The 24,903-nt window shown below is 73.0% G+C and carries 20 protein-coding genes; 17 read left to right on the top strand and 3 right to left on the bottom strand.

What is annotated here, in order from left to right; all coding sequences use genetic code 11:
- Positions 1–64: 64 nt before the first annotated feature.
- The 8 genes from FLV34_RS01610 (at position 65) to FLV34_RS01575 (ending at position 6,962) form a co-directional block, all read left to right on the top strand.
- Entirely contained in the window at positions 65–862 is a 798-nt protein-coding gene (locus tag FLV34_RS01610; RefSeq protein ID WP_147942195.1) for an SAM-dependent methyltransferase, read from the top strand.
- A 95-nt stretch (positions 863–957) separates the two neighbouring features.
- Entirely contained in the window at positions 958–1,992 is a 1,035-nt protein-coding gene (locus FLV34_RS01605) for an LLM class F420-dependent oxidoreductase (protein WP_142645002.1), read from the top strand.
- Between the two features lie 273 nt (positions 1,993–2,265).
- The gene (locus FLV34_RS01600; protein ID WP_142645003.1) at positions 2,266–3,327 is read left to right on the top strand and encodes a Xaa-Pro peptidase family protein; all 1,062 of its coding nucleotides are present in this window, start codon (positions 2,266–2,268) and stop codon (positions 3,325–3,327) included.
- A 25-nt stretch (positions 3,328–3,352) separates the two neighbouring features.
- Entirely contained in the window at positions 3,353–3,913 is a 561-nt protein-coding gene (efp, locus tag FLV34_RS01595; protein WP_142645004.1) for an elongation factor P, read from the top strand.
- A 1-nt stretch (position 3,914) separates the two neighbouring features.
- Positions 3,915–4,325: a transcription antitermination factor NusB gene (gene nusB / locus FLV34_RS01590; RefSeq protein WP_142645005.1), complete on the top strand. Its 411-nt coding sequence runs from the start codon at positions 3,915–3,917 to the stop codon at positions 4,323–4,325.
- 99 nt (positions 4,326–4,424) lie between these two features.
- On the top strand, positions 4,425–5,147 hold the full coding sequence (locus tag FLV34_RS01585; RefSeq protein ID WP_142645006.1) for a methyltransferase domain-containing protein: 723 nt from the start codon (positions 4,425–4,427) through the stop codon (positions 5,145–5,147).
- A 42-nt stretch (positions 5,148–5,189) separates the two neighbouring features.
- Positions 5,190–6,434, top strand: coding sequence for a DNA polymerase IV (locus FLV34_RS01580; protein ID WP_142645007.1), 1,245 nt, complete (start codon positions 5,190–5,192; stop codon positions 6,432–6,434).
- Between the two features lie 147 nt (positions 6,435–6,581).
- Complete coding sequence (locus FLV34_RS01575; RefSeq protein WP_142645008.1) at positions 6,582–6,962, top strand: DUF3040 domain-containing protein; 381 nt, start codon at positions 6,582–6,584, stop codon at positions 6,960–6,962.
- Between the two features lie 218 nt (positions 6,963–7,180).
- On the opposite strand, the gene FLV34_RS01570 is transcribed toward FLV34_RS01575, so the two are convergent.
- The 3 genes from FLV34_RS01570 to FLV34_RS01560 form a co-directional block, all read right to left on the bottom strand.
- A complete protein-coding gene (locus tag FLV34_RS01570) occupies positions 7,181–9,622 on the bottom strand; it encodes a DUF3488 and transglutaminase-like domain-containing protein (RefSeq protein WP_147942194.1) in 2,442 nt (813 codons plus the stop codon).
- A gap of 35 nt (positions 9,623–9,657) precedes the next feature.
- Complete coding sequence (locus tag FLV34_RS01565) at positions 9,658–10,914, bottom strand: DUF58 domain-containing protein (protein ID WP_147942193.1); 1,257 nt, start codon at positions 10,912–10,914, stop codon at positions 9,658–9,660.
- A gap of 196 nt (positions 10,915–11,110) precedes the next feature.
- Positions 11,111–12,091: a MoxR family ATPase gene (locus FLV34_RS01560; protein WP_147942192.1), complete on the bottom strand. Its 981-nt coding sequence runs from the start codon at positions 12,089–12,091 to the stop codon at positions 11,111–11,113.
- A gap of 572 nt (positions 12,092–12,663) precedes the next feature.
- Here FLV34_RS01560 and mraZ point away from each other — a divergent pair.
- The 9 genes from mraZ (at position 12,664) to ftsW (ending at position 24,903) form a co-directional block, all read left to right on the top strand.
- Positions 12,664–13,095 (top strand): division/cell wall cluster transcriptional repressor MraZ, encoded by a 432-nt coding sequence (gene mraZ, locus FLV34_RS01555; protein ID WP_079318531.1) that lies wholly within the window; start codon positions 12,664–12,666, stop codon positions 13,093–13,095.
- Positions 13,096–13,378: 283 nt separating this feature from the next.
- Entirely contained in the window at positions 13,379–14,302 is a 924-nt protein-coding gene (gene rsmH, locus FLV34_RS01550) for a 16S rRNA (cytosine(1402)-N(4))-methyltransferase RsmH (protein ID WP_142645012.1), read from the top strand.
- Positions 14,299–15,189, top strand: a complete 891-nt coding sequence (locus FLV34_RS01545) for a hypothetical protein (RefSeq protein WP_147942191.1) — start codon at positions 14,299–14,301, stop codon at positions 15,187–15,189. The genes rsmH and FLV34_RS01545 overlap by 4 nt, the downstream gene beginning before the upstream one ends.
- Before the next feature lie 1,019 nt (positions 15,190–16,208).
- Entirely contained in the window at positions 16,209–17,939 is a 1,731-nt protein-coding gene (locus FLV34_RS01540) for a penicillin-binding protein 2 (protein WP_260617039.1), read from the top strand.
- 79 nt (positions 17,940–18,018) lie between these two features.
- On the top strand, positions 18,019–19,593 hold the full coding sequence (locus FLV34_RS01535) for a UDP-N-acetylmuramoyl-L-alanyl-D-glutamate--2,6-diaminopimelate ligase (RefSeq protein WP_142645222.1): 1,575 nt from the start codon (positions 18,019–18,021) through the stop codon (positions 19,591–19,593).
- Positions 19,594–19,656: 63 nt separating this feature from the next.
- Positions 19,657–21,024 (top strand): UDP-N-acetylmuramoyl-tripeptide--D-alanyl-D-alanine ligase, encoded by a 1,368-nt coding sequence (murF, locus tag FLV34_RS01530; RefSeq protein WP_147942190.1) that lies wholly within the window; start codon positions 19,657–19,659, stop codon positions 21,022–21,024.
- Positions 21,021–22,097, top strand: coding sequence for a phospho-N-acetylmuramoyl-pentapeptide-transferase (gene mraY / locus FLV34_RS01525; RefSeq protein WP_142645015.1), 1,077 nt, complete (start codon positions 21,021–21,023; stop codon positions 22,095–22,097). The genes murF and mraY overlap by 4 nt, the downstream gene beginning before the upstream one ends.
- Positions 22,079–23,455: a UDP-N-acetylmuramoyl-L-alanine--D-glutamate ligase gene (gene murD, locus FLV34_RS01520; RefSeq protein WP_142645016.1), complete on the top strand. Its 1,377-nt coding sequence runs from the start codon at positions 22,079–22,081 to the stop codon at positions 23,453–23,455. The genes mraY and murD overlap by 19 nt, the downstream gene beginning before the upstream one ends.
- Positions 23,456–23,568: 113 nt before the next feature.
- Positions 23,569–24,903 carry a putative lipid II flippase FtsW gene (gene ftsW, locus FLV34_RS01515; protein ID WP_205829734.1) on the top strand — a complete coding sequence of 445 codons (1,335 nt, stop codon included), beginning with the start codon at positions 23,569–23,571 and terminating at the stop codon, positions 24,901–24,903.

Below are 24,903 nucleotides of genomic sequence, written 5' to 3'. Positions count from 1 at the left end.
CCGCCGATGGTGAGCTCCGTCACAATGATCGCAAAAGCAGTCCGGCGGAGCAGGGAGCGTTGTCATGACGGAGCAGGCGCCCGGGTTCGACGTCACTCAGCCCAACGTCGCCCGCATGTACGACTACTACCTGGGCGGCAAGAACCATTTCCCGGCCGACCGGGCGGCGGCCGAGCGGATCATCGAGCTGTCCGAGGGGCACGTACGGGAGGCCGTGCGGGAGAACCGCGCGTTCCTCGGCCGGGCCGTGCGCTACCTGGCGGCCGAGTGCGGCATCCGCCAGTTCCTCGACCTGGGCGCCGGGCTGCCGACGCAGGGCAACGTCCACGAGATCGCGCTGGAGCACGCGCCCGACTCGCTCGTGACGTACGTGGACAACGACGCGGTGGTGGCGGCGCACGCGCGGGCACTGCTGGAGGGCGATCCGCGGGTGCGCTTCCTGGAGGGCGACCTGCGCGGGCCCGAGGAGATCGTCGCCGCGGCGTCGGCGGCCGGTATCGCCTTCGACCGGCCCGTCGCGCTGCTGCTGGTGGCCTGCCTCCACTTCGTGCCGGACGAGGAGGACCCGGAGGGGATCGTGGCGGCCTACCGCGAAGTGCTTCCCTCCGGAAGCCACATCGTCATCTCGCACGCCTGCTCCGACCCCGTTCCGGAGGCGATGGCCGCCGCGGGCGGCGTGTACGGCAGGGCCAACGCGCCCTTCGAGGCCAGGCCGGCGGCGCGGATCGCCCGGTTCTTCGACGGCTTCGACTTGGTCGAGCCGGGCACGGTGCCGCTGAACGAGTGGCGCCCCGAGCTCGACGCGCTGCCGTTGCGCGGCGGCTTCCTGCCGGTGCTCGGAGGCGTCGGCCGCCGCGCCTGACGGTGGTCACGGCCCTTCCGGCTGGCTAGCCTTGGGACCCGAGTGTGGAACATCATTCGGTTACTGGCGGGTTCACGCGCGGAAGGACGAAGCGGATGCGGATCGGTATGGCCCTCAACTACTCGGGGGGCTTCAAGGAGACCGTCGCCGAGCTGGCCGACTACGAGAAGGCCGGGCTCGACATCGTGTTCGTGGCCGAGGCGTACAGCTTCGACGCCGTCAGCCAGCTCGGTTACATCGCGGCGAGGACCGAGCGGCTGCAGATCGCCTCGGGCATCCTGCCGATCTACTCCCGCACGCCGGCCCTGCTGGCCATGACGGCCGCCGGCCTCGACTACGTCTCCGACGGGCGGTTCACCCTCGGCATCGGCGCCTCCGGCCCGCAGGTGATCGAGGGCTTCCACGGCGTGCCGTACACCGCGCCGCTCGGCCGCACCCGCGAGGTGATCGAGATCTGCCGCAAGGTGTGGCGGCGCGAGCGGCTGGAGTATTCCGGCAAGCACTACACGCTGCCCCTGGAGGGCGGCACCGGCCTCGGCAAGCCGCTCAAGCTGATCAACCACCCGGTGCGCGAGCGCGTCCCGATCGTGATCGCCGCCATCGGGCCGAAGAACGTGGAGCTCGCCGCCGAGCTGGCCGAGGGCTGGGAGCCGATCTTCTACATGCCGGAGAAGGCAGGCGAGGTGTGGGGCCCCTCGCTGGCCGCCGGCCGCGAGCGCAGGGACCCCGCTCTCGGCGAGCTGGACGTGATCGCGCAGGCCGTGCTCGCGATCGGCGACGATGTCGAGGGCGTGCTTGAGCTGGGCCGTTCCATGGCCGCCCTCTACATCGGCGGCATGGGCGCCAAGGGCAGGAACTTCTACAACGACCTCGCCCGCCGCTACGGCTACGAGAAGGAGGCCGAGCAGATCCAGGACCTCTACCTGGAGGGCAGGAAGAAGGAGGCCGAGGCGCTGGTGCCCAGGGAGCTGCTGGAGCGGGTGTCCCTGGTCGGCTCGGAGGGCCACGTGCGGGAGCGGCTGGCCGCGCTGCGCGAGGCCGGGGTCACCACGCTCAACGTCGCACCCATGGCCCCCACGCATGAGGAGCGCGTCAAGCTCATCGAGAAGATCAAGGACATGGCCGCCTGAGCCGCCCGCGCCGCCTGACCTGCCCGCGCCTCGTGAGCGTCTGGGCCGCCCGCGTCGCCTGGGCGGCCCGCGCCGCGCCGCCACGGCTCACCCGCGTGGACGGCACGGGTGCATGCCGGGCGGGTCACCTCGCGTGAGCGGCATACGTTGCAAGGTCGTCCCTGCCCGCACGCCTGGCGGCCCGCCCCGCTCGACGATCTCGGTGGGCTCGGGCCCCGCGGCCTCCTCGGCCGCGGCGTGTGAGTGCCGCCGGGTGGGCGTAAAGTCCGGGACGTGACGTACGAATCCCGCCGCGCGCGGCTGGCCGCGGCGCTCCCCGAGCACGACGCGGCCGCCGCCCTGGTCACCTGGCCGGTCAACGTCCGCTACCTGACCGGCCTGAGCAGCTCCAACGCCGCCGTGCTCGTCACTGCGACGGGTGAGGCCGCGCTCGCCACCGACTCGCGTTACCTGGAGACGGCACAGGCGGTGTGCTCGGGCATCGAGGTGACGCAGGAGCGTGACGTCGCGGGGGCCCTGCTCGGCCGCGTGCCCGCCGCGGCGCGGATCGCGGTGGAGGCCGACCACATGCCGGTGGGGCTGTTCCAGCGGCTGGCCGCCGAGCATGCCGCCCTCCATCCGGCCGGCGGCCTCGTGGAGGCCGTCAGGTCCGTGAAGGACGAAGGGGAGATCGCCGCGCTGCGCCGCGCCTGCGCGATCACCGACGAGGCGTTCTCGCTGGTCGTGGAGCGCATCGCCCCCGGCGTCACCGAGCGGCAGATCGCCCGGTGGCTGGAGGCCGCGATGGTCGAGCTCGGCGCCGACAAGCCGGCCTTCGACTCCATCGTGGCGAGCGGCCCCAACGGCTCGATCCCGCACCACTCGCCCTCCGACCGGCCGGTCGAGCGGGGCGACCTGGTGACCATGGACTTCGGCGCCCGTTATGACGGTTATCACGCGGACATGACCCGCACGGTCGCGGTGGGTCCGCCCGCCGCCTGGCAGCGCGACCTCCACGACCTCGTACGGCAGGCCCAGCGCGCGGGCCGCCACGCCGTACGGGCGGGGGCGACGGCGCACGAGGTGGACGCCGCCGCGCGCGACGTGATCGCCGAGGCGGGTCACGCCGAGCGGTTCGGTCACGGGCTGGGTCACGGAGTCGGCCTGGAGATCCACGAGCTGCCGTTCCTGGGCCCTGGCAAGACCGGTAGACTAGAGGATCGAGTTCCGATCACCGTCGAGCCGGGGGTCTATCTTCCGGGCAGGGGCGGTGTGCGCATCGAGGACACGCTTGTGACGCGTGCTGACGGGCCGGAGCTTCTCACACTGACGACCAAGGAGCTGCTCGTCCTGTAGGGCAGCCGCACGCGGGAGACGCTACGTGGCGACGACGAACGACCTGAAGAACGGACTCGTGCTCAAGCTCGACGGTGGGGAGCTGTGGACCGTTGTCGAGTTCCAGCACGTCAAGCCGGGTAAGGGCGGCGCGTTCGTCCGCACCAAGCTCAAGAACATCCTGTCCGGCAAGGTCGTGGACAAGACCTTCAACGCCGGCGTGAAGGTCGACGTGGCGAACGTCGACAAGCGCGACATGCAGTACTCCTACCTCGACGGCGACGACTTCGTGTTCATGGACACCGAGACCTACGACATGGTCAACGTCCCGCGCGACGTGGTGGGCACCGCGGCCAACTACATGCTGGAGAACACGACCGCGACCGTCGCGTTCAACGAGGGCAACCCGCTGTACGTCGACCTCCCGGCGGCCGTCGAGCTGACGATCTCGCACACCGAGCCGGGCCTGCAGGGCGACCGCTCCACCGGCGGCACCAAGCCCGCCACCCTGGAGACCGGTGCCGAGATCAAGGTCCCGCTCTTCATCACGACCGGCGAGAAGGTCAAGGTCGACACTCGCACCGGCGAGTACCTCGGTCGGGCCTGACGTGTCGGCTCGGGGGAAGGCCCGCCGCCGCGCGCTGGACATTCTCTTCGAGGCCGAGGCCCGGCAGCTGAGCCCGCTCAACGTGCTCGCCGAGCGGGTTGAGCGGGCCGACCCGCCGGTCAACGAGTACACCTCCTTCATCGTCGAGGGCGTGGTCCGGCATCTGGACCGCATCGACGAGCTGATCTCGACGTACGCCGAGGGCTGGACCCTGGAGCGCATGCCGGCCGTGGACCGCAACGTCCTGCGCGGCGGGACCTACGAGATGCTGTGGTCGGAGGAGGTTCCGGAGGGCGTGGTCATCAGCGAGTGGGTGCATCTGGCCGCGGAGCTGTCGACCGACGAGTCGCCGCAGTTCGTCAACGGGCTGCTGGCCCGCTTCAAGCAGCTCAAGCCCTCGCTTTCGCTCTGATCCCACGGTCCCTCGGCCCGACCGGCGGCCCGGCATCCCGGGCGGCCAAGGCGGTCCGGGAGGCCGACAGCTCCGAGAGGCCCGACAGGGAGGCCGCAAGTGCGTGACGCCACACGCCGCGCCGTCGTCTGGGAGGCGCTGCGCGCGCTCCTGGCCGAGCGGACGGCCGCCACCGGGCGCGAGACGCTCGACATCGTCGACGCCGGCGGTGGCACGGGCGGTTTCGCCGTGCCGCTGGCCACGCTCGGGCACACCGTGACGGTGGTCGACTCGACCCCCGACTCGCTGGCCGCACTGGAGCGCCGCGCCGCCGAGACGGGCGTCGGCGTGAAGGGCCTGCAGGGCGACGCCGCCGACCTCGGCGACCTGCTGGCGCCCGGCAGCGCCGACCTGGTGCTGTGTCACAGCGTGCTGGAGTACGTCGAGGACCCGGCGGGTGCGCTGGGCGCGGTCGGCGGCATCCTGCGGCCCGGCGGCGTGGTGAGCGTGCTGGCCGCCAACTCGGTCGCCGCGGCCGTCCACCGCTCGCTGGCCGGCCACTTCGACGAGGCGCGCCGGGTGCTGTCCGACCCGGCGGGCCGCTGGGGCGACCGCGACCCCACGCCGCGCCGCTTCTCCCGTGAGACGCTGGGCGAGCTGCTGTCCGGCGCCGGGTTCACCGTCGGCGAGGTGCAGGGCGTGCGGATCTTCGCCGACCTCGTGCCGGGCATGCTGGCCGAGAGCGACCCCGAGGGCCTCGTGGCGCTGGAGCGGGCGGCGGCCACCCATCCCGTGCTCCGCGACATCGCCACCCAGATCCACGTCATCGCCTATCGTCAGTAGAAAAGATGTTCGGATAGCGTGGTGGTCGGGTAGGGTGACCTCATGTCCCGGAATCAGCTGCTGCCTCGGGATCCGTCGCCACCGCCGGACGGCCCGGCCGACGACAGCGGCTGCCCCATCCTCCATGTGGACATGGACGCCTTCTACGCCAGCGTCGAGCTGCTCGACCGTCCGGAGCTGCGGGGCACCCCGGTCATCGTCGGCGCCACCGGCGCGCGCGGGGTCGTGCTGAGCGCCACCTACGAGGCCCGCAGGTTCGGGGTCCACTCGGCGATGCCGATGACCCGGGCCCGGCGCATCTGCCCGCAGGCCACGGTCATCCCGCCCCGCCACGCGAAGTACGCCGAGGTGTCCCGCGGCGTGATGGAGATCTTCCAGTCGATCACCCCGGAAGTCGAGCCGATCGCGTCCGACGAGGCGTTCCTCGACGTGGGCGGGGCCCGCCGCAGGCTCGGCAGCCCCGCGGCCATCGCCCGCATGATCCGCGCCCAGGTGGCCGAGCGGTTCGGCATCACCTGCTCGGTGGGGGTGGCGAGCACGAAGTTCGTGGCCAAGCTCGCCTCGCGCCAGTGCAAGCCGGACGGCCTGCTCGTGGTCCCGGCCGACCGCGTCGTGGAGTTCCTGCACCCGCTGCCCGTCGCCGCCCTGTGGGGCGTGGGAGAGCGCACCGAGCAGGCCCTCGTACGGCTCGGCATCCGCACCGTGGGCGACCTGGCCCAGGTGCCGGTGGCGACGCTCCAGCGTGAGTTCGGCGCCGTCGGCGCGCACCTGGCGGCCCTCGCCTGGGGACGCGACGACCGCCGGGTGGTGCCGCACGCGCCCGACAAGAGCATCGGCAACGAGGAGACGTTCCCGCACGACGTCGACGACCCTGAGACGATCAGGCGTGAGCTGCTGCGGCTGTCGGAGCGGGTCGCCGCGCGCCTGCGGGCCGGTGGGCATGTCGGCCGCACGGTCAGCGTCAAACTCCGACGATCCGACTTCACGACCATCACCCGGTCGCGTACGCTGCGCGAGGCGACCGACGTCGCGAAGGAGATTTTCGACACATCATGCGAGCTCTACGAGGCCGCCGGGCTGGAGCGGGTGCGGTTGCGGCTGGTCGGCGTGCGTGTGGAGAACCTGATCCCGGCCGCCGCGGCGACGCGTCAGCTCGGCCTGGGGGAGCGGGAGACCGGCTGGCGGGAGGCCGAACAGGCCATGGACCGGGCGGCCCGCCGCTTCGGTCCGGACGCGGTGAAACCGGCATCGCTTGTTCGGCGTCCGTTTGGTCCAATAGGTCTATGACGTCACCTCCGGTTTGGACCGCGTTGGACGTTTTCTTTCGCCTACGTCTGAGGCCTCGTATTCTGGGGATAACCGACCGCGAGGTTCGGACACCCCGTGTCGTCCGTTGCCGTCTTCCCCTGAATGGGGCCGTCCTTGGGAGGCGCCGTGCCGCTGTCTGAGCACGAGCAGCGCTTGCTCGACCAGATCGAGCAGGCCCTCTATGCCGAGGACCCGAAGTGGGCGAACACCGTACGGATCAGCGATCCGCGCAGCCACTACAAGCGCCGCCTGGTGAAGGCCTCCATAGGCTTCGCACTCGGCGTGGTCCTGCTGATGGTCGGCGCCGTCGCGGCCCAGATCTGGCTCGGTGCCGCCGGCTTCGTGGTCATGCTGGCAACCTGCCTGTGGGGCCTGTCGAGCTGGAAGCGCATGAACGGGTTCGGTGACTCCCCGCCGACGGCCCGCGGCCGCGGCCGCCGTCCCCAGCGCCAGAGCTTCATGGAGCGCATGGAGGAGCGCTGGCGCCGTCGCCACGACGAGCACTGATCCCCATCACGACCTGAGCCACCGCCGGTGGGCCCGCTTCCCGGGCCCACCGAGTCGTCTGCGGCGCCCCGCGCCCCCGGCTCGCCCGCGGCGCGCCTCCGCGCTGATCGGTGCTTTCGCCCCGCCCTGCCCGCGGGTGCTCGCCTGCCGCGCGCTTTCCCCCGTCCGCCCCAAAAGGGAACGGCACCCCCGGCCAGTGGCCGCCGGGGGCAGGGCGATCAGCGGCGGGCGCCGGTGAGGGTCCGCTCCTTCGCGGTGTCGTCGGCCCGGGTGCCGTCCGGGCGTTCCGGCGTGGCGGCCGCCCGCGTTCCGCCGGGCCGCGCCCGCCAGAGCCGGGGCCGCAGCCCCTCCAGCCGGTCGAAGACGTCGAGCGCGCCCTCGCCGGCCGCCCGCACCCGCAGCAGCACGGACATCGGGGCGAGCGCGGCCCCGAGACGCCGCCACCGTGAGGCCTTCGACGCCAGATCGCGCCTGATCCGGCGCAGGTCCGCCGGGACGGGCCCCGACGCCGAGGGCGTGGGGGCGTACCTGAGCCGTTCCTCCGACGTGACGACGCGGGTGAGCGCCTCGGCGGCCTGCGGCCCGAGCGCGTACCGCTCGCCGATCCGGCGGCCGAGCGCGCGCGGCGTCTCGCTCGGCTCCCCGGCCATCCCCAGGTCCGTGAGCATGTCGCGCAGCTCGGCCCAGGCCGCGTGGCCTCCCGCCGCCGTACGCGTGACCAGGCGAAGGCGACGACGTCGCACCAGGACCCGCGCGGCGGCGGGCAGCAACAGCAGCGCGAGCGCGGCGGCGACGCCGATGCCGATCTCGACGGGCACGGGCATGCCGGGGTCGGCCGCGGTGGCCGTGCCGTCGAGGTCGCGGTCGAGCTGGCGCGGGTTCGGCCGGGCCGGTCCGGCGCTCTGCCCGGCGTCGTCCTCCGCGCTCGACGACGGCCCGTCGGACGGGTTCGCCGTCGGGCCGTCCGTCGGCGTGACAGGCAGCGAGTAGAGCGGCACCTGGGCCGTGCCCTGCCCGGTGGCGCCGGTGGGGGTGGGCTCGAACCGCAGCCAGCCGATCCCGTCGAAGAACAGCTCCGGCCACGCGTGGGCGTCGTGGGTGCGGACCGTCCACTCGTTGCCGATCTTGGTGCCGCCGGTGTATCCGATCGACACCCGCGCCGGGATGTTGAGCAGACGCGCCATCACGGCCATCGCCCCGGCGAACTGCTCGCAGTAGCCGGTGCGGTCACGCAGCAGGAACCGGGACAGCGCCTGCGCGCCCGATCCGGACGCGCGCACGTCGTAGGTGAACCGGCCGTCCTGGGTGAACCACTCCTGCAGCTTGACCGCGGCCTCGTACGGCGAGGCGGCGTCGGCGGTGATGCGATGGGTGAGGGCGGTCACCCGCGGGTCGAGTCCTTCGGGCAGCTGCAGGTAGCGGTCGCTGTCCGGGAGGGTCACCGCCGTGCGCAGCTCGGTCAGGGTGGGCTCGGGCTCCTCGGTCATCACCCGGTAGTCGAGCCCGGCCGCCTCGTCCTCGGTGGAGAAGACCATGAGCGAGGCCCGGTCGGCGCGCCAGTCGCCGTCGGCCTCGACCTGCCTGGCCGGGTAGGGCAGCGGCAGGAAGTGGAGCGTGTCGATCTCATCGCTCATCTTGACCCGCATCTCGGCGCGCTTCACCGTCACACCGGGCCGCAGCCCGGGAGCGGGCGGCAGCGGCCCCTCCGACACGCGGTCTTCCGGGCGTCCGCGCAGCGGGGCCAGCGTCCACTTCGTCCCGTCGAAGATGTCGAGCGAGAAGATCCGCAGATAACGCGGCACGTCGTCGCTGCTGGTGTAGGTGAGCACGGTCGCGTTGCGCTGCTGCCTGAGCTGGCCGCCGAGCTTGGCGATGGCGTCGGGGATGCCGATGTTGCCGCCGCCCCCGCCGAGGCCGTTGCCGACGCCGAAGCCGAACAGCGGATCGGGGGAGAGGGCCGGCAGCAGCGCGGGCACCAGCACGGCCAGCGCGATCGCCGTCACGCCGATGCGCTTGCCCGACAGGGCGAGCCGCTCGGTGTCGGGGGCGGAGCCGCGCGAGGCGTCGGATGAACGCCGCACCACGACGGCCCGGCCCCAGCGGCTCAGCCGCTCGCGCCCGTCGGCGACGAGCAGGCCGATGTAGCCGAACGCCGCGACGACGAACGCGATCCACCCGATCGGGTCGGTGATGACCGCCGCGGGCACGGTGAACAGGGCGAGCATCGGCAGCCCGGCCAGCGCCGCCCGGCGCAGCCGCACCGCGAAGACGTCCACGAGCAGGGCGATCAGCGCCACACCCGCCGTGGTGAGCAGCACGATGCCGGGACGGTCCGGCACCGGGGCGGCGTACTGCTGGATGCCGTCATATCCGGAGGCGATCAGCTTGGCGAGCCGGATGACCGAGTCCCTGGTGGGGATGATCCGCAGCCACGCCTCGTCGGGCGTGAAGACGAGCGTCAGGTAGATCAGGACCGTCACGGGCGTCACGGCGGGCGCCACCCATGGGCGGGCGCCCAGACGGGAGGCCACCGTGCCGGTCACGGTGACGACCAGGATCGCCCCCATGCAGGACCAGAACCAGGTGCCGCCCTCGAAGAGCGGATAGAGCGTGATCGTGACGGCCGCCGTGGCCAGCCCCGCCGCAACCGGCAGTTTCATTGCTTCCTACCTTCCGTCCCGCCGGTGCGGCCGGCTCAGGCCGCGCTCCTCTTGTTTCCGGCCTGCGGCCACACGTCGGCGAGCGGCGTGCCGGCGGGCAGGTCGAGCACCCGCCACCCGGCGCCGGTCAGGACCGATCGAGCGGCCCGCGCGTTCTCCTCGGCGACGGCGTCCCAGGAAGCCCCGTGCCCGGACGCGCGGTCCCAGGAGGCGAGGTCGAGCAGGATCGCGACGGCGGTCACGCCCGAGTGGCGGAGCTGGGCGAGCGCCCGGGCCTCCTCCGGATCGAGCCCCCCGAGGACCGCGATGATCAGGCCCTCGCCGCCGCCCTGACGCAGCGCGCCGACGCCGTGCTCCAGCGAGCGCGCCGTGCTCTGCCGGATGACCGAGAGCGTGTCGAGCAGCGACCACGACTGGCCGGTGTCCACCACGTGTCCCGCGCCCTGGTCGGTGACCAGGCGCAGGGCGAGCCCCTCCGCGGACAGGTGCACGCCGATGGACGCGGCGGCGGAGACCGCGACCTCGAACGACGAGCGCGGCCCCTCCCCCCGGTGGGCGTGCCTGCGGGTGTCGAGCAGCAGCGCGCCCCGGCTCTGCCACTCCTGCTCCTCGCGCCTGACCATCAGCTCGCCGTGCCGCGCCGTCGAGCGCCAGTGGACGCGGCGCAGGTCGTCGCCCTGGCGATACTCGCGCGGCGCCACGTCGTCGTCGCCCGCCGCCGCGACCGACCGCGTACGGCTGTCGCCGCCGCCGCTGTACTCCCCGGAAAGACGCGCCGGCGGCAGCGGCACCACCTCGGGCGTGACCACGAGCGTGTCGGTGATGGTGAACGAGCGGGTCAGCTCGACCAGCCCGAACGGGTCGGCGATTCGCACCGAGAGCGGCCCGATCGGGAAGCGCCCGCGCAGGTCCGAGCTCACCTTGTAGTCGATCTCCCGGACGCCGCGCGACTCCATCCGGTCGAGGACGAACCTCGGCCGGGTCCCCAGCGCGTACTGCAGGTTGTCCTCCACCAGCAGCAGCCCGGTGGGCAGCCGGGTGACGTTCTCCAGCCGCAGGGTGACCGTGGTCTGCTCGCCGGCCTGCACCCGCGCCGGGGTGAGCCGTCTGGCGCAGGCCAGCCGATAGCGCGTGCGGGCCACGACCATCGAGGCGAGCAACGGCATCGCGATGATCAGCACGGACACGCGCAGCAGGTCCTGCTCGCCGAGGACGAGGGCGCACAGCAGGGCCGCCACGCCGGACGCGAGGAACGAGCGTCCTCGCGGGGTCAGAGCCTTCAGCCCGATCATGGGCCCTCCGTCACTTGCTCACTGTCACATCGCCGGGCGCGCGCCCTGCTTACCGGCGCCCCGCTTACCGGCGCCCTGCTCGCTCGCGCCCTGCTCGCTCGCGCTCTGCTCGCTCGCACCCTGTTCACTCGCACCCGGTTCACCGCACCCGGCTCGCCCACATCCGGCTCGCTCACATCCGGCCCACTCGCGTCCGTTATTTGGCGTCGGGCACCGGGACGCGCCGCACCAGCTCGCCGACGAGCTGTTCGGGGTGGCGGCGCTGCCCCTGCGCCTCCAGGCTCGGCATCAGGCGGTGCGCCAGCACGGGGACGGCCAGCTCCTGCAGGTCGTCCGGGATCACGTAGTCGCGGCCGGACAGCGCGGCGTGGGCCCGCGCGCTGCGCACCAGATGAAGGGTGGCGCGCGGGGAGGCGCCGAGCCGCAGGTCGGGGGAGTGCCGGGTGGCCGCGACCATGTCGACCGCGTAGCGCTTGACCGGCTGGGAGACGTAGACCGCGCGGACGGCCTCGATCAGCGCGGCCACCTCCGCCGTGGTCGCGACCGGTTCCATCTTGTCCAGCGGCTGCGAGGCGCCGTGCACGTCCAGCATCTCCAGCTCGGCGGCAGGCTCCGGGTATCCCATGGCGATCTTGGCGGTGAATCGGTCGCGCTGCGCCTCGGGGAGGGGATAGGTGCCCTCCATCTCGATCGGGTTCTGCGTCGCGATGACCATGAACGGCGCCTCCAGCGCGTAGGTCACGCCGTCGACCGTGACCTGGTGCTCCTCCATGCACTCCAGGAGGGCGGACTGCGTCTTGGGGGAGGCGCGGTTGATCTCGTCGCCGACGACGATGTTGGCGAAGACCGGTCCGGGCTTGAACTCGAACTCACGCGTCTGCTGGTTGTACGCGCTGACCCCGGTGATGTCGCTCGGCAGCAGGTCGGGGGTGAACTGGACGCGCTTGACCGGGCAGTCGATGGAGCGCGCCAGAGCCTTGGCGAGCATCGTCTTGCCCACACCGGGCACGTCCTCGATCAGCAGGTGGCCCTCCGCCAGGAGCACGGTGAGAGTAAGACGGACGACGTCGCTCTTGCCTTCGATCACCGATTCGATCGAGGCGCGGATCCGGTGGGCGGTGTCGATGAGATCCTCGAGCCGGGCTGAAGCATCGGTGACGTCGGGAGTTACTGCCACCAGGCCTCCATGAGGGTGCGTCCCCGAGAATGGGGCGTTATACGTTCCTTTTCCATTCTGTGTACTGACCCTATGTCCCCTCTGGTTCTCGAGCGACTTTGTCCGGAAATCCGGGTGAACTGCCCACAGTGTTGTGGCGTCTCTTCACGGTCGCGTGGCGCGTTCGTCCGAATCCCGTGACATCCCGTGACTTTTCGCGACTTCCCGCGCTATCCCGCGACTTCCCGCGCCATCCCGCGACGTCCACCGGCGTCCCGTGCGGCGGCTCATGGCACCTGAAGCCTGGCGCGCTCCACTTCCCTCCACCCGGTTCCCCCACCCCTCTCCTGCCGCCCCCGGGAACCCCGTACGCGCCGGGGTTTCCGGGGTGCCGACACGCCCGTGCGCGGGGCGGGGGGCGCCGCGGTGCCCCACCCCGACCCACCCCATTTCACCTGCGAAAACGCCGTCGATTTTGAATGCCGACACGGCCAGAATCGGTTGACGGTGGGGAGAAGTGGAGTATGGTGGTGCGCAGTGGAGGGCAGGGGCTATAGCGCTGAGCGCTCCACAAGGCACAGGAGGTGGGTCCGGTGTTCCTTGGCACCCACCACCCGCGCCTCGACGACAAAGGACGGCTGTTCCTGCCGGCGAAGTATCGCGAGGAGCTGGCGGAGGGTCTGGTGATCACCAAAGGCCAGGAGCGCTGCCTCTACGTCTTCCCCGTAGAGGAGTTCCAGCGCATCACCGAGGCCCTGCGTACCGCTCCGGTGACGGCGAAGGCGGTCCGCGACTACAGCCGTGTCTTCTTCGCCAGCGCGTCCGACGAGGTGCCGGACAAGCAGGGACGCATCACGATTCCCCAGACGCTGCGGCGTTACGCCGGGCTGGAACGTGACTGCGTCGTGATCGGCGCCAACACGCGACTGGAGATCTGGGACGCCCAGGCATGGGACACCTACCTGGAGGCCCAGGAACAGGCATTCTCCGATCTGTCGGAGGAGGTGCTGCCCGGGATTCTGTAGATCGGTCCTTTCTTTTGATCAATTGACCCGTCGGTGACGTTCGGCGAGGTCTCCACCCGCTCCCATGTGGCAGCTGATGCACCTTCCCCGGTGTCAGACGCCACGGCCGGCGACGCGGATGGGGACCTGGCCGGACGGGTCGGTTCTCCGGGAACCGGCATGGGTGGGGGTCCGTTGGGTAGTCACCGGCGGCACAGCCGCGAATCCGCGAGTACTGCGGCGTAAATGGGGGTTGGAAGCGTTGTCGCAAGAGCCCGGTCACCCGGGTGGTCACGTTCCGGTCATGCTCGATCGCGTGCTGGAGTTGCTCGCTCCGGCGTTGTCCGGACCGGAGCCGGTGGCCGTGGACGCCAACCTCGGTCTCGGCGGGCACGCCGAGGCGCTTCTGGCCGCCCACCCCTCCCTCCACCTCATCGGCATCGACCGCGACCCCACCGCCATCGAGCGTTCCACCGCCCGGCTCGCGCCGTACGCGGACCGGATCACTCTGGTGCGCGCCGTCTCCGACGAACTGGCCGACGTGCTCCGCGACGCCGGACGGCCCCGTGTGGACGCCGCGCTGTTCGACCTCGGCGTGTCATCCCCTCAGCTCGACGAGGCCGAGCGCGGTTTCGCCTATTCCTATGACGCCCCCCTCGACATGCGGATGGACCGCGAGCAGGAGCTCACCGCCGAGCGTGTGGTGAACACCTACTCCGCCGCGGACCTCACACGCATCCTGCGCGACTACGGCGAGGAGCGCTTCGCAGCACGCGTCGCGAGCCTCATCGTCAAAGAGCGCGCCAAGGACCCCATCACCAGCACGAAACGGCTTGCCGACCTGGTCCGCGCGGCGATACCCGCCGCCACGAGGCGGACCGGGGGCAACCCGGCGAAGAGAACGTTCCAGGCGTTGCGCATCGAGGTGAACGGCGAGCTGTCGGCGCTCGAACAGGCGCTCCCCGCCGCACTGGACGCGCTGGCGCTGGGCGGGCGCGTGGTCGTGCTCGCCTACCACTCCCTTGAGGACCGGCTCACCAAGCAGGTCCTCGCGGCGCGAACCAGGGACACCAGCCCACCCGGGCTGCCGGTCCCCCTGGAGGCTCACCAGCCCCGGTTCCGCCTTCTGACGAGGGGAGCGGAGCTCCCGGACGACGAGGAGGTGGCCCGCAACCCGCGGGCGGCCTCGGCCCGCTTGCGGGCGGCAGAGAGGATCCGCGAGGGATGAGGACAGAGCAGGAGAGCAGGAGGGCGGCCGGGCGTACGGCCGCGCCGCCCCGCGTGCCCGGCCGCACGCCGGGCCGGACAGCCGCGCCGGCGGGCGAGGCCGTCGCCGCTCCGGACAAGCGCCGCGTCCGCCCCGGCGCGCCCGGCGACGACCGCGCGCGCGAGGCCGTCCTGGCTCCCCGCGGCGGCGCGCAGAGCCGCGGCCGCGAGGCCGCCCCGGCGTCCCGGCCGGGCGCGGACGGCCGGCCCCGCCGTGAGGCGGTCCCGGCTCCCCGCAGGGCTCGTACGGACGCGCGCCCCGGTGAGGCGGCGGCGTCCGCGGGATCCGTCGCGGCCCCGAAGCGCGACGGTTCCCGGGTGCGTACGACCGCCCCCGCCACGTCCGGCACGGCGGCTTCCGGCACCGCCGCGTCCCGCTCCGCCGCATCCCGTACGGCGACCCGCCCCGCACCGTCCCGCGAGGCCAGGAGTCTCACCGAGGTAGTGCCCGCGCCGCGGCGCGTCGGGCGCGGTGGTGCGGAAACCCGGCCGGCGGCGACCTCACGTGCCACAATGGCGCGGCGGGCGTTCCGGCGGCCGCCGCGCGCGCCCTTCGTGCTGCTCGTCGTGGGCCTCATGTGCGGTGGCCTGGTGACCCTCCTGCTGCTGAACGTGGTCCTCTCGAAGGACTCGTTCAGGCTGAGCGACCTGCAGTCGAGCATCGACGAGCTGCACGAGCAGGCAGCGGAGCAGGAGAACCAGCTCCGCCAGTGGACGCAGCCCAACGCGGTGAAGGAGCAGGCCGCGGCGCAGGGCCTCGAGCCCGACAAGTCCGCGCCGAAGTTCCTCGACGCGGGCGGCGGCGCGGCGGCGCGGGAGCAGGCCCAGAAGGAGGGCACGGACCGGTGAGAGACAGCGGCCGGAACCCGGGTCCCGGCCGCGGGGGTCCCAGCGGGCGAGGCGGTGGCCAGGGCCCGGGCGGTGACAGGAGGAGCCCGGGATCCCCGGGGCGGCCGCCCCGCCAGGACGGGCCGCCGAGGCTCGGTCGTCCCGGTCGTCCCGCCGACCCCGGACGCGACGACGCGACGGGCGGCTCGCCCCGGCGCGGCCGCACCGGCGGCGCTCCGGAAGGCGGAGGCAGGCAGGGCGGCGGCCGGGCGGACGGCGCGCGCGACGACATCAGGAACGGCCGCGGCGGCGAGTCGGCCGGGCGGCGACCCGCCCGGCCGCACACCGGCATGCCGGGGCACGGCGCGTCGGGGCCCAGTACGTCAGGACACGGCGCGTCGGGTCACGGTACGTCGGGGCACGGTACGTCGGGTCACGGGACGTCGGGTCACGGTGCGCGGGGAGGCGCGTCCGGCGCCTCCGGCCGTCCACGTGCGGCGAACGGCGGCGATCCGCGTCCCGGCGCCACAGGAAAGCAGGGCACCGCAGGAAAGTCCGGCACGGGAAAGCAGGGCGCCGCGGGAAAGCCCGGCGTCACGGGAAGGCCCGGTGTCCCAGGCAAGGCCGGGGCCACCGGAAAACCCGGCGCTTCAGGAAAACCCGATGCCCCGGGAAAGTCCACCGGCAGGTCCGGCGCTCCCGGCAGGCCCGGTGCCCCGGGGACGTCGGGGACATCGAGAACGACCGGAGACGGCGCGTCGTCGAAGGCGGGCGCCCCGGGCAGGACCGGCGCGCCGCGCCCGTCCGTACCACGTCCGTCCGCGGCGAGCCCGTCCGCGGCGAGCCCGTCCGCGCCGCGACCGTCCACTGCACGGCCGTCCGCATCACGGGCGTCCGGACCCGGCGCGTCCGGTGGGACGGGTGGCACCGGCGGCGGGCGTCCCCGAACCGGAGGCGCGCCGCCGCGCCCGCCGGGTCCCCAGCGTCCCTCCGGCCCGCAGCGGTCCTCGGGCCCGCCCGGCCCGCCGCGTCCGCCCGCCGTGCTCCGGCTGGGCAACCCCGCCCGGCGGCTGCGGGCGGCGCTGGTCGTGATGGCGATCGTGCTGTCGCTGTTCGCCGGCCGGCTGGTCCAGCTCCAGGGGTTCGACTCCAAGGTGCTCCAGGCGAGGGCAGCCGAGCAGCGCGTACGCCCCGAGACGCTGCCGGCCAAGCGCGGCTCGATCACCGACGCCAACGGCCACGACCTCGCCGTGACGGTCGAGGCCAGGGAGATCTACGTCGACCCAGCGGACGTCGACCCGGCCAAGCGCGACCTGGTCGCCACCACGCTGGCCCGGGAGCTGAACAAGCCCAAGGAGGAGATCGCCGCCGCGCTGGCCAAGACCACCCAGCGGTACATCCCGCTCGCCCGCGACGTCGAGCCGCCTCGGGCCAAGCGCATCATGGGCTTCGAGCTCAAGGGCGTGGGCATGAAGGAGACCTACCGCCGTCTCTATCCCGGAGGCTCGCTCGCGGGCGGCCTGCTCGGGTTCGTCGGCGTCGACGGCAGAGGCCTGGAGGGCCTGGAGAGCGCGTACGACGCCATCCTGGCGGGCAAGGACGGCAAGCAGAGCGTCGAGCTCGGCGCGAACCGGCAGCGCATCCCGATGACGCGCAGCCAGCGCGAGGCGCCGGTGCCCGGCCGCGACGTGCGCCTCACCATCGACAGGGACCTCCAGTGGGCGGCGGAGCAGGCGCTCGACCGGCAGGTGCGCGAGAGCCGGGCGCGCAGCGGCAGCGTGATCGTCATGGACGTGCGGACCGGGCAGATCCTCGCCATGGCGAACGCGCCCCAGGCCGACCTCAACAACTGGCAGTCGGCCCCGGCCGAGGACCGCGCCAACCGGGCCGTGTCGGAGATCTTCGAGCCGGGCAGCACCAACAAGGTGATCACGGCCGCGGCGGCGATGGAGGCGGGTGTGGTCACTCCGGAGACCGTCTTCCGCGTGCCCGACCACATCCAGTGCGCCGACCAGCAGCTCAGGGACGCCCATCCGCACAAGCCCGAGCCTCTGACGTTCACCGGGATCCTCGCCGAGTCCAGCAACGTCGGCACGATCATGGTATCGGAGAAGATCACCAGTCAGCGGCTGTACGACATGTTCCGGTCCTTCGGGTTCGGCGCGCGCAGCGGGTCGGGGGTCCCCGGCGAGCAGGCCGGCCTGCTGCCGCAGTGGGAGACGTGGTCGGGCAGCCAGCGCTGTACGATCGCCTACGGCCAGGGCATTTCGGTCACCGCGCTGCAGATGGCCAGCGTCTACCAGACGATCGCCAATGGCGGAGTGCGGTTGACCCCCTCGATCGTGGCGGGCACCACCGACGAGCACGGCGCGTTCGTCCCCAGCCCCCCGGCCAAGGGCACCCGGGTGATCAGCGAGGCCAACGCCAAGAAGATCGCGCTGATGCTGGAGGCCGTGGTGGGCAACGAGGGCACGGGAGAGGAGGCCTCGATCGAGGGCTACCGTGTCGCGGGCAAGACCGGCACCGCCATGCGCTACGACGAGAAATGCGCGGGATACTGCGGGTACACCGCCACGTTCGTCGGCTTCACCCCGGCGGACCAGCCCAGGCTGGTCGCCCTGGCGGTGATCCAGGACCCGAAGAAGGACCACTACGGCGGCTCCGTCGCCGCCCCGGTGTTCAAGGACGTCATGACTTTCGCGTTGAAGAGCAGGAAGATCCCGCCGACCGGCACGAAGGCGCCCGCGATGGTCCTTCGCCCGTCGGAGTGACGGGCACGTGACCGGAGCCGACGTGGCCGGGAGGGGCGACGGAGGGGGGTACGCTCTCGCCGTGCGTTCCCCGTCGTCCATGCGTCCCGAGGCCGTCCAGGCCCGTCCGCTGTCCGCCCTGGCGTCCCTGCTCGGCGCGACGTCGTCGGCCGTCCCGTCCCCCGGAGCGCGGGCGGTGCGCGGCACGGTCACCGGCATCACCCTCGACTCGCGCCGGGTGCGGCGCGGCGACCTGTACGTGGCCGCGCCCGGCAAGGCCCGGCACGGCGCGGAGTTCGCCGCCGACGCCCTGGCGTCGGGCGCGACGGCGATCCTGACCGATGAGGAGGGCCGTGACAGGGCCGTCGCCACTGGGCTGCCGGTGCTCGTCGTGCCCGACCCGCGCGCGGTGCTCGGACAGGTCGCCGCCTGGGTGTACGGCAAGCCTGCCGAGGGCATCGCGCTCATCGGCGTCACGGGCACCAGCGGCAAGTCCACCTCGACGTTCCTGCTGGAGGCGGGACTGCGGGCGGCGGGCCACCGCACCGGCCTGGTCGGCGGCGTGGAGATCCGCGCGGGCGACGTGCGGTTCATCCCCGAGCTCACCACCCCGGAGGCGACCGACCTGCAGGGGCTGTTCGCGCTGATGCGCGAGCGGGGCGTGAGCGCGGCGGCCATGGAGGTCTCCAGCCATGCCCTTGCCCTCGGCCGGGTGGACGGCCTGCGCTACGACGTGTCGATCTTCACGAACCTCTCGCAGGACCACCTGGACTTCCACCGCGACCTGGACGACTACTTCGCGGCCAAGGCGCGGCTGTTCACCCCCGAGTTCAGCCGGGCGGGCGTGGTGAACATCGACGACGCCCACGGGCGTGAGCTGGCCGCGACAGCCAAGATCCCCATCACCACGTTCTCCGCCACCGGGGCGCCGGAGGCCGACTGGCGCGCCGAGGACGTGCGCCTCGGCTCCGCGGGCAGCGCGTTCCGCCTCGTCGGTCCCGGCGGGGTCGAGGCCGAGGTGTCGGTGGCCCTGCCCGGCCCGTTCAACGTGGCCAACACGCTCGGTGCGCTGGTCGCGCTGGTGGAGGCCGGGGTCCCGCTGCAGGCCGCGGTGACCGGCGTCGGCGAGTTCGCCGGCGTGCCGGGCCGCATGGAGCGGGTGCCGGGCGCGGACGACGTCCAGGTGATCGTCGACTACGCGCACAAGCCGGGCGCGGTCGAGTCGGTCCTGCGCTCGCTGCGCGCCGTGCTGGACGACGGGCCGGGCGGCCGCCTGGTGATCGTGCTCGGCTGCGGCGGCGACCGCGACCGCGGCAAGCGCCCGATCATGGGCGAGGCCGCCGTCCGTCTCGCCGACCTGGCCGTGTTCACCAGCGACAATCCTCGTACGGAGGACCCGCTCGCGATCCTCGCCGCGATGCTGGAGGGCGCGCTGCGGGTACCCATCAAGGAGCGGGCCCACGTGATTGTGGAGCCGGACCGGGCGGCCGCCATCCGTCTGGCGGTCGGCGGTGCGGTGCCCGGAGATGTGGTAGTTGTGGCCGGCAAAGGACACGAGCAGGGGCAGTATGTCGGGGGCGAGGTCATTCCCTTCGACGACCGTGAGGTGGCCGCCGCGGCCATCGCGGAGCGAAGCCGGGCACGGCGGGCGGTGCGGGAGGCCGCCGATGCGTGAGCCGATGCCGGGCCGTGTCCAGGCGGCCGAGTTAGCGACGCGAAAGAGAGCAGGAAAGACACCATGATCCCGTTGCCGCTGGCCCGGGTCGCCGAGATCACGTCCGGAGCACTACACGGGGTGGCCGACCCCGGGGCCGTGGTCCGGGGACCCGTCGTGATCGACTCACGGGCGGCCGGACCGGGCTCGCTGTTCGTGGCGATCAAGGGTGAACGGGCCGACGGGCACGACTTCGCCCGGCAGGCCCACGACGCCGGCGCCGTCGCCGTCCTCGCCCCCCGGCCCGTCGACGCGCCTGCCGTGATCGTGAGCGACCCGCTCGCGGCCCTGGCCTCGCTCGCCACCGCCGTGCTGTCGGAGCTGCCCGGCACGACCGTGGCCGGCGTGACCGGCTCCGCGGGCAAGACCACGACCAAGGACCTGCTCGCCGGTCTCGCCGCCCGGCTCGGCCCCACGGTCGCCCCCGCCGGCTCGTTCAACAACGAGATCGGCCACCCGCTGACCGTCCTCAAGGCCGACGAGACCACCCGTTTCCTGGTGCTGGAGCTGAGCGCGCGCAACGTCGGCCACATCGACTACCTGGCGCGGATCGCCCCGCCCCGCATCGGCGTGGTGCTCAACGTCGGCACCGCCCACCTCGGGGTCTTCGGCGGCAAGGAGGCCATCGCACAGGCCAAGGGCGAGCTCGTCGAGGCGCTGCCCGCCGACGGGGTCGCCGTGCTCAACGCCGACGACCCGCTGGTGCGCGCGATGGCCGGCCGTACGAGCGCGCGGGTGACCTACTTCGGGCGCTCGCCGGAGGCGCACGTGCGGGCGGAGGACGAGACGCTCGACGCGACCGGCCGCGCCTCGTTCACGCTGCGCACGCCGTCCGGCTCCGCCCCGGTCCGGCTGCGCCTGTACGGCGCGCACGCGGTGGACAACGCCCTGGCCGCGGCGGCGGCCGCGTACGAGCTGGGGCTGCCGGTGGCCGTCATCGCCGAGGAGCTGTCGGCGGCCGAGCCGCGCAGCCGCTGGCGCATGGAGGTCGGCGAGCGGCCCGACGGCGTCACCGTGATCAACGACGCCTACAACGCCAACCCCGACTCCATGCGGGCCGCCTTCGGCAGCCTCGCGGTGATGGGGGAGGGGCGGCGGCGGTTCGCGGTGATCGCCGCGCTGCGCGAGCTCGGCGAGGACAGCGCGGCGCTCAACGAGGACCTCGGGCGGCTGGCCGCGGGCGCGGGCCTGGAGGCCGTCGTCGTTGTGGGAGAGGACGCCGGGCCGGTGCTCCGGGGCGCGCCCGGCGCGATCCACGTCCCGGACGCCGCCGCGGCGGCGCGGGAGTTGTCCGGCCGCCTCGCGCCGGGCGACGTGGTGCTGGTGAAGGGGCCGCGTGCGGCCGGGCTCGAGCGGGTCGCCGAGGCGATCCTCGGAGGTGACGCCCGGTGAGGAACATCCTCATCGCGGGGGCGATCTCGCTGATGCTGTCCATGGTCGGCACGCCGCTGGCCATCCGGCTGTTCGCCCGCAGGGGCTACGGCCAGAACATCCGGGAGGAGGGCCCGTCGGGACACTACGACAAGAAGGGCACTCCCACGATGGGCGGCACGGTGATCGTCATCGCGTCGCTGATCGGCTATTTCGTGGCCCACGGGGTGACCGTCTTCTCGGCGGTCAGCGACCCGCCGACGGCGTCGGGACTGCTGGTGCTGTTCCTGATGACGGGCCTCGGCGCGGTCGGCTTCCTCGACGACTTCATCAAGATCTACAAGCAGCGCAGCCTGGGCCTGCGCAGCGGCGCCAAGGCGGGCGGGCAGCTCGTCGTCGGCGCGATCTTCGCGGTGCTGGTGCTGCGGTTCCCCAACGCCTACGCCGTCACCCCGGCCGACACGCACGTGTCGTTCCTGCGGGACATCGGGCCGTCCATCGGGCTGATCGGCTTCATGATCTGGGTCGTGTTCTTCATCGTGGGCTTCTCGAACGCGGTGAACCTGACCGACGGCCTCGACGGCCTGGCCTCCGGCGCCACCTGCCTGGTCCTCGCGGCGTACGTGCTGATCGGCAACTGGCAGCTGCGCAACAGCTGCACGACGGTGGGCTTCGGCCCCAACTGCTACTGGGTGCGCGACCCGCTCGACCTGGCCGTGGTCGCGGCGGCGGTGCTGGGCGCCTGCCTCGGCTTCCTGTGGTGGAACGCCCCGCCCGCCAAGATCTTCATGGGTGACACCGGCTCGCTGGCCCTCGGCGGCGTGATCGCCGGCCTGGCCTTCACCACCCGGACCCAGCTCCTGCTCGTCATCCTGGGCGGCCTTTTCGCCATCATCACGATGTCGGTGATCATCCAGGTCGGGTCCTTCAAGCTGACCCGCAGACGCGTCTTCCGGATGGCGCCGCTCCAGCATCACTTCGAGCTGTCGGGCTGGGCCGAGACGACGATCGTGGTGCGCTTCTGGCTGATCGCCGCGCTGTGCGTCGCCGCCGGTCTCGGGCTGTTCTACCTCGAATGGATGCCGAAGCAGTGACCGTCGTCGTCGCCGGCCTCGGCGTGTCGGGCGCCGCCGCGGCGCGGGCCCTGGCGGCACGCGGCGAGCGCGTGACCGTGCTGGAGGCCGCGGACGGCGAGCGGCAGCGCGTCACGGCCGCCGAGCTCGCCGAGCTGGGCGTGGAGGTGCGCTTCGGCGAGCCCGCCCTGCCCGCCGGGACCTCGCTGCTGGTCACCTCGCCCGGCTGGCGTCCGTCCCACCCGCTGCTCGTCGCCGCCGCGGACGCGGGCGTCGAGGTCATCGGGGAGGTCGAGCTGGCCTGGCGGCTGCGGCGGGAGCCCGCGGCCCCCTGGCTGGCGCTGACCGGCACCAACGGCAAGACCACCGCCGTCCGCATGCTCAGGTCCATGCTGTCGGCCGCCGGGCACAAGGCCGTGGCCGTGGGCAACGTCGGCGTCCCCATCGTCGAGGCCGTCGACGGGCCCTACGACGTGCTGGCCGTGGAGCTGTCGAGCTTCCAGCTCCACTGGTCGTCCACCGTGGCCCCGCTCGCGGGAGCCGTGCTCAACGTCGCGCCCGACCACATCGACTGGCACGGCTCCATGGAGGAGTACGCCTCGGCCAAGGCGCGCATCTTCGCGGCGGCGGGGACGGTGGTCTACAACGCCGACGACGCGTCGTCGTCCCGTCTGGCCGAGCCGTACGCCTCGCGGGTGGGCTTCACGCTCGCCGTGCCCCGGCCGGGGGAGCTGGGCGTCGTGGAGGACCTGCTGGTCGACCGGGCCTTCGTGGCCGACCCGGTGGCCTCGGCGGAGGAGCTGGCCTGCCTCGCCGATGTGCGGCCGTTCGCGCCGCACAACGTCGCCAACGCGCTCGCCGCCGCCGCGCTGGCCCGCGCGTACGGCGTGCCGCCCGAGGCCGTACGCCGCGGCCTGCGGGAGTTCGTCCCCGACCCGCACCGGATCGCCCACGTGGCCCGGGTCGGCGAGGTCGACTACGTGGACGACTCCAAGGCCACCAACCCGCACGCGGCCGCCGCGTCGCTGGCCGCCTACCCGTCGATCGTGTGGATCGCGGGCGGCCAGCTCAAGGGCGCCGACGTCGACGACCTCGTACGGCAGGCCGCGCCGCGGCTGCGCGGAGCGGTGCTGCTGGGGACCGACCGGGATGTGATCCGGCGCGCATTGGCGCGACACGCCGCGAATGTCCCCGTGGTGGACGTGCCGGAGCAAGACACTGGGGTCATGGACCGTGTCGTCGCCGAAGCCGCCCGGCTCGCCACCCCGGGTGACACCGTGCTGCTCGCCCCCGCCGGGGCGTCACTGGACATGTTCGCGAGCTACGGAGCCCGTGGGGAGGCCTTCGCCCGAGCCGTGCGGCGGCTGGCGGCCTCGTGACGGGCCCAGCGACCGGCCCGGGGGCCGGCGGCTCGGCCGGCGCCGCCACCGCCCGGGAGCCGGAGCGTCGGGGGCCCGAGCCCGTCGGCTGGGCCGCCGCCCAGCTCGCCGCGCTGCGCGAGCTGCTCGGCCGCCCGCTGACGTCCTACCACCTGGTGCTCGGCTGCAGCGCGCTGCTGCTCGCGCTGGGGCTGATGATGGTGCTGTCGGCGTCGAGCATCGAGGCGCTGCAGCGGACCGGCGACCCGTTCTACTGGTTCCTCAAGCAGGTCACCTCGGTGGCGATCGGGCTGCCGCTGATGTGGGTCTGCTCCCGGCTGCCGCAGCGGTTCTTCCGCCTGGCGGGCTATCCGCTGATGGGCCTGTCGATCCTCGGCCTGCTGATGGTCATCTTCCTCGGCCAGGAACTGCTGGGCGCCCAGCGGTGGATCGTCATCGGCCCGTTCTCGGTGCAGCCGTCCGAGCCGGCGAAGCTGGCCCTGGCGTTGTGGGGGGCCGACCTGCTCGCGACGCGGGCCCGCGTCGGCCGCATCGAGTGGCGCCAGCTGCTGATCCCGCTGATGCCGGGCGTGGCCCTGCTGGCCGTCCTGGTCATGCTCGGGCGCGACCTCGGCACGACGCTCGTGCTCATGATCATCTTCCTGGCGTTGCTGTGGGTGGTCGGCGCGCCGGTGCGGTTGTTCGGCGGGATCCTCGCGCTGCTCGCACTGGCGACCGCCACTATGATCATCGCCGAGCCGTACCGGCTCGACCGCCTGACCGGCTTCCTGCACCCGTGGGACACCGCGCAGAAGGAGGGCTTCCAGGCCGTCCAGGGGCTGATGGCCATCGGCTCGGGCGGCTGGTTCGGCATCGGGCTCGGTGCGGGCCGGCAGAAGTGGAACTACGTCCCGCACGCGGAGAGCGACTTCATCTTCTCCATCCTGGGCGAGGAGCTCGGGCTGATGGGGACGCTCGTGGTGGTCGCGCTGTTCGGCCTGCTCGGCTACGCCGGGCTGCGCATCGCCATCCGGACGAAGGACCCCTTCGTCCGCCTGGCGGCCGCCGCCGTCACCGCCTGGATCGCCGGGCAGGCCGTCGTCAACATCGGCGCGGTCATCGGGGTCTTCCCGGTCACCGGCATCCCGCTGCCGCTGGTGTCGTACGGCGGATCGGCGCTGCTGCCGACGCTCGCCGCGCTCGGCATGCTGGTGTCGTTCGCCAAACAGGAGCCCGGAGCGGCCGAGGCGCTCGCCGCCCGTGGCCCGGGACCGGCCGCGCGGGCTCTAAGCTGGCTTGGCCTGAACGGCCGCGCCGGGCGGCGGCCCGCGGTCTCGCGGGCACCGGCCCGTCAGCGGGCGGCGCGGCCGCCGACGGCACGAAGAGGAACGACAGGGAACGGACGCGGGAACATTCGCGAGAAGATCCGGGAAGACGTCCGCGAAGGCGTCCGCGAAGACAGGGAGTGA

Origin of the sequence: Microbispora sp. CSR-4 (assembly GCF_008033685.1) — a bacterium.
Classification (GTDB): Bacteria; Actinomycetota; Actinomycetes; order Streptosporangiales; family Streptosporangiaceae; genus Microbispora.
Note: the sequence above shows the minus strand (reverse complement) of the source record. Positions and strands in the feature narration are given on the sequence as shown.